Consider the following 5,870-nt stretch of genomic DNA (forward strand, 5'->3'; position numbering starts at 1 on the left):
CATAACCTTAACTTCTCAATATTCAATTTTTAAAGCAGCCACCGAAAGATGGCTTATTTGTCGTGTGCTTAAGGTAATGGATACCCTCTACTTCTCATTTTCAATCTTCTCACTATCAAGAACTCTTGGAACAATTTGATGAATTAACTGCAATTGTAAAAGGAAGTGATTTTTAAATGGCGATTACTCATATTCATCCCATTGTAGGAAATGTTTCTAGCACTATCAAATATATTATGAATGATAAGATAGAAAGTGTCAGAAATATTGACGAGTGGAAACAGAAAGACGGAAGTATACAAAGCCATATTGCTTATACAATAAATGATAAAAAAGGTGAAATTGTTTACGATACATTAAATACTTCCATCAACTGTGCGTACCCATCTGATATTCTACGTTCTATGGATATTACGATTGCAAATGGATGTGGCAGATATCGAAGAGAAGCACCAAGAAGCAAAAGCGGAAAAGAAATCGTTTTATATCATATGTGGCAGAATTTTGGAGAATCTATTTCTCCTTTAGTAGCAAATGAAATCGGAGTAAAACTGGCAAAAGAAATATTTCCGGATTTTCCGGTTGCTATTTCTACTCATACAAATACTGGATGTACACATAATCATTTTGCTATTTGTGCGTGGAACAATAACGGAAAAAAATGGAATGACTGCCATCAAACAAAACGACAGATACGAAGTGTTTCGGACAGGCTGTGCGAAGAGTATGGATTACAGGTCTTGGACAATACAAAAAGCATGAATTTAATCAAATATCAAGATGCTGATGGAAAGACACGATATTATGAGCCTACCGACCGCAAGAATAAATTACTTCAAAAGAGAAAACAGGAAATGTATCGTAGAGATGATATTGGAAATTACCGTCATACACAATCTTATGAACAGTGGAAACAGAAAAAATTATCGTATCAAGAAATTGTACGACGAGATATCGACCGATTATTACCCGATGCTTTTTCTTATGAACATTTGTTATCTCTTCTTCGAGAATATGGATATACAATTCGAGACAAAAAGAAAAATGGTGATTGGTTGACGCATGTTACTTTTATACCCACCGAAGCAAGTAAGGGAGTAAGGGATTCTTCGTTATCTGAAGATGGAGCGTATACACGAGAGCAATTGACAGAACGTATTGATAAGAAAGAAGCAGAACGAAAACAGCAGCAAATAGTTCTTAATGAAATAAATACAGAGTTATCACGTGAAGAAATAAATGAAATTCCATACAACACATCCTATCAGTATGGAGAAATTGATATTCAGCGTCTCCATTCCAAATGGAGAAAAACGCTCTCGTCAGATGGAGAGATTCTGTTTGTTAAACGGTCGGTAGCAGAGCATGATATTATTGAGTGTTTAAAGAAGAAAGACCAACTGGATTCTACGATAAAAGAAGAAGTACTGTTGGAGATACAGGAAGGGTTATATAGTTTGCATTTTCTGGAAGTGACAGGATATGCCACATTACAGGATGTGCAGATAGCGTCTAGAAAGGTATGGGCGGATTTCTATAACACTAAAGAGCAAGTGGGACATCTTGACACAATAATAAAAAAAGTAAAAACGGTATATCAACTGCCTTTCGAGTATGAAAAAATCAAATATCGCATGGAATTACATTCAAATGATGCTATCTATATGCAGACAGATTATGAACAGGATAAAAAGGCTCTTGAACGCTATGAAACACTAATGGAAAAATATAAAGTGAAAAATCCCGAGAAAATGTTGGAATACACACAAAAATTAGAACAGTGTCAAAGGAAGAAACAAAAATTACAATTGGCAATAGAATGTTTGGAACATGAACTAAAAGACTTTGAATATTGCATGAAAACATTGGAACGAATTCAGAGCATGACTGGACGAGAAATGGAAGCAGAGCAAAATCAAAAAGAGCAGAAGACAAAAGTGGAAATGTTAATGGACGAGCAGGATGAAGAACGAGAGAATTCTCGCAGGAAACAAAAAGAATACGAACGGTAGTTACATTATCAAAAACAGGGATAATGTCCTCGCAGGTGAGGATATTATCCCTTGAACAATCTCATACGCTTTTTTCAGTTGGAGCGGTATACGATTTCCTATAGGCAGATTGATATAGCTCTTCTTTCTTTTCGTGGAGAAATTGCTCAAAATGTGAAATTTCATTTTCAGAGAACCCTTTGTTATAAAGCCATTCATATTCTAACAATGAATAGCGGGCTGAGTCAAATCCATCTTCCGTAGGGCGTTCAAAATGGACAAGGATTTTTTGCACACTATCTTCTATGATGAGATGTGAATGGACAATGTCGGTTTCATCTGGTAGTGTTAAATATGGATACATCATAATTTTTCACCTCTGCTGATATTTGTGAAAATATTTTCGGATTTTGGATATCACTATATTATGATATAGTGATATCCCAACCAAGTTCCTTTTTTTAATACTCCCTACTCCAAAGTGTGACTTGTTGTTAAGATTGTTCTATTGCATTCTTGAATTTTTCTAGGGCTGTTTGCCAAGTATCCTGTTCGCATAATGTGACTGCTTGCAATCGGGAGCAAATATTATTTTTAAAGTGTTTTTCTATATAAATGTGCATAGATTGGGGCGTTTTGCAATTGACGGGTTTCTTTTTTTCTGTGATGTTACCTTCTGAATCACAAAATAGTATTCCTAATTTATCACAATCTTCATATTTTTTTTGATTTTTTTCATTTTTCATAAATTCTTCGACTTCTATGTTGTCTGTTAAAATATAAAATTTATTACAAAAGTTGCTGTAAATTTTATATTTATCTTTATTCAGGAAATTTCTTATATCGTTAACAGATGTTTTTGCGTCAATTCCATAGACATCTCCATTTAGTGCCCAACCGTTTAGATCCATTTCTATCATTTTATTACCATTGGCAAGGCGAAAGGGTTCTCTGCGAGGAATAATAGGATAGCATTTCTTTTCTGTTTGCAAATATGATTTGCCAAATTTTACTAATTTTTCGTGGGAGTCCTGTCTCTTTTTAATATCAATGAGTTCTGAATCTAAATACTCTTCAAGTATTTCTCGCCCACCATTCATGCTAAATTTCTCCCAATTATCAAGGCAGTTTCTCACTATCTCAATGCATTTGGTGGGATGATAGATCGCGCATTTCATCAGAGAATAGGCTGATTTTTGAAACATAAGACCAGATTTTTTAAATAGGACAAACTGACGTTCTGATATTTTGTGAGGACTACTGCTAAATTCATTATTTTTTACAAGGTCTTCTACTGCCTTGAATAAACGAACTAAATTCCAGTAGTGACACCATCCACCTTTTTTTATATCGGTGGAAATATTCAACTCCTCTTTGAGAAAGAGTTTAAAAGGCTGTTTAATAAGAACTTCTTCTGCGTAATAATATTTTCTATAGCTTTTCCATATTTTTTTTGCGTTCTTAGCAGTCATGCGCATATTTGATAATTTTATGCAATCATCAGTAATTTCTTTTTGACTTGCATTAACTAAATACCATTTTTTAAAACATTTTTCGACTTGGCTTATAATATCTTGGCTGCGAGATTTAGATATGTTAAATTTGAAAATCCTAGTGAGAAATTTCAAGTCAGTTGCATCTAATTTTTCATTAATATTTTTTTTATTACTTTTGTCTTCTAATTCACAATATTTTATATAAGCGTTGGATACACGAAGCTGTATTTCGGGTTTACTAGACATTTTTGGGGTCTCCTTTCATCTGTTAGAAAAATTTAAATGAAGTATTCAATATAATCAATAGCACCAAACGGAAGGAAAACATTCTGTATCAGGTCCTGAATTTGTGAAATGCATTTATTTGAAAAAATCCGATATCTATCAACTTGAGCCAACGAAAGTCCTATATGTTCTGTTAAGCAAATTCTTTGGGAAATCTTTTTCGCGTAAAGCGTTTTGAGAGATATCTTTTTTATATTGCTCTATGTATTTTTGGAATTTTATAAGAATGTTTCAATTTTGTTTGGTAGTAGCGTTACACCGAATTCTTATTTTCATTGTAAAACTTCATTATTTTGCAAAGTGGACTTGTTTCAGTCCCATTATATCATAGATACCTACTAGTATAAATACTAAATGGACTGAAATTAGTCCATTTTGGAGGGAAACATGGAACAGAAGATTAAGCAAGATATTCAAATAGGAATAAACATTCGTAAAATCAGAAAGAAACGTCGGTTAGGGCAAACAGATTTAGTCCGTCTTTTGCAAATAGAAGGATGTGATATGACGAGAGAATGCTTGGTAAAAATAGAACGGTGTGTGCAACATATTCAAGCTAGTCAATTGCAGGCTATTAAAAAAGTATTGGATACGACTTATGAGGTTCTCATTGATGGAACTGAAGAAGAGATACGTTGAAAAACAAATGTAATTTGTAGATGAGAAGTTTGACATAGATACTAGAGAGAGATAGGGTAGGGGGTTAATTAGAAAGATTTTGACATTTCTACTAAGACATGATAATATAATCGTAGAAAGAGTGCTACCGATAGATGGTTAGTCGAATATAAACTTAGACAAAAATTGCCGCTTAGTTTACCAGACTGGGGCGGCTATTTTTGTGATTTATGATTATCTTTACCGAATGTGTATCCGATACTGAAGCAGGTTAAGCCGAAGCTAACTACTGCGATAAAATCTAAAATACTCATTGGCTTAGCCCTCCTTTCCAGTGGATTCCTTTGTAGGTTTCTATGTAATCAGAGGGTCACAGTCCCTCTGGTGAAGGACTAACCGCCTACCGTTATATTAGGTAGCACCCATGCACTGATTATAACAGTCGAAAAGTATGGTTGCAACACAAAATTAAATGAGTAGCAATTTTGAAAAATACTCTATATTATTTGGTCATATCAGAATATTTGATAAAGAGCACAATATGAAGAAGAACAAATGGAAAAACGGAGTAGATTACATATGAAATGGTGAGGGAATTACAGATGAATATATTGTTGATAGGGAATGGATTTGATTTGGAGCATAATTTACCGACTTCTTATAAAGATTTTCTTGAGTTTTGCGAAAGAGCAAGAAGAATTTATACACTTCACGAAAATACTTCTGTGGATGACTTTATCAAAACGAATTTACATGATTGGAAAATGGATGATTCTATTAAGAAGACATTGTCGGCTGCTTTCAAAAAAAGAAAATGCCAAAGCTATAAAGAGGACGGTTGTTCTGAACTAAAGGTTATAACGCAGAACAAAGCATTGGATGAAATGTATACACATATTAAGGAAAATGTTTGGTTGGAATATTTTTTGAATTGTGATTCCTATGCTATAGGTAAGAATTGGATAGATTTTGAAACAGAAATATCAAGAGTAATTCAGGCATTAGATTCTGCGAGATTTCAAATTAAAAGTGGTGATTCGGCCCAAAATACTGAAAAAAGAGAGCAAAAAATACTGATGTTGCTTCCAAAAGTTGCAAAAGGGTCATTAAGAAATATGTACGGGGATACAGATGCAATTGACAATTTTGTGGGCTATCTGAATAAAGAACTTGAAAGATTGATAAGAGCATTGGAAATTTATATTGCTGAATTTGTTGGAAAAATTATTGTCACGAAAAAGAGTATAGACATAGAGGGGTTGAATCCAGATCATATCTTATCATTTAATTATTCCGACACCTATGAAAGAGTATATGGTGAAGGAAAGAAAATAAAGTATGATTACATACATGGGAAAGCAGATATTACTAACTAAGACTTCCCATACCCCAAATGGGACTTGTTCCTTGAAAATTCAATATTTCAGCTAACAAAATAGCGATTTATGCCGCAGTAGCCAGTGGATGGAGTGCATTACGC

At 33.7% G+C, this 5,870-nt stretch carries 5 protein-coding genes; 3 read left to right on the forward strand and 2 right to left on the reverse strand.

Annotated features, from left to right (window positions below; all coding sequences use genetic code 11):
- Positions 1 to 176 precede the first annotated feature (176 nt).
- Complete coding sequence (locus tag ACTQXY_RS14845; protein WP_441660112.1) at positions 177 to 2,012, forward strand: relaxase/mobilization nuclease domain-containing protein; 1,836 nt, start codon at positions 177 to 179, stop codon at positions 2,010 to 2,012.
- 61 nt (positions 2,013 to 2,073) lie between these two features.
- Here the strand turns inward: ACTQXY_RS14845 and ACTQXY_RS14850 are convergent, their stop codons facing one another.
- On the reverse strand, positions 2,074 to 2,358 hold the full coding sequence (locus ACTQXY_RS14850; protein WP_441660113.1) for a hypothetical protein: 285 nt from the start codon (positions 2,356 to 2,358) through the stop codon (positions 2,074 to 2,076).
- 127 nt (positions 2,359 to 2,485) lie between these two features.
- Positions 2,486 to 3,733, reverse strand: coding sequence for a hypothetical protein (locus ACTQXY_RS14855; RefSeq protein ID WP_441660114.1), 1,248 nt, complete (start codon positions 3,731 to 3,733; stop codon positions 2,486 to 2,488).
- A 426-nt stretch (positions 3,734 to 4,159) separates the two neighbouring features.
- Between ACTQXY_RS14855 and ACTQXY_RS14860 the strand changes: the two genes are divergently transcribed.
- Together ACTQXY_RS14860 and ACTQXY_RS14865 are read left to right on the forward strand one after the other, a co-directional pair.
- Positions 4,160 to 4,411: a helix-turn-helix domain-containing protein gene (locus ACTQXY_RS14860; protein ID WP_441660115.1), complete on the forward strand. Its 252-nt coding sequence runs from the start codon at positions 4,160 to 4,162 to the stop codon at positions 4,409 to 4,411.
- Positions 4,412 to 4,992: 581 nt separating this feature from the next.
- Positions 4,993 to 5,766, forward strand: a complete 774-nt coding sequence (locus ACTQXY_RS14865; RefSeq protein ID WP_441660116.1) for an AbiH family protein — start codon at positions 4,993 to 4,995, stop codon at positions 5,764 to 5,766.
- Positions 5,767 to 5,870 lie beyond the last annotated feature (104 nt).

The organism is Faecalimonas sp. LCP19S3_D12 (assembly GCF_052121495.1).
Taxonomy (GTDB): domain Bacteria; phylum Bacillota; class Clostridia; order Lachnospirales; family Lachnospiraceae; genus Faecalimonas.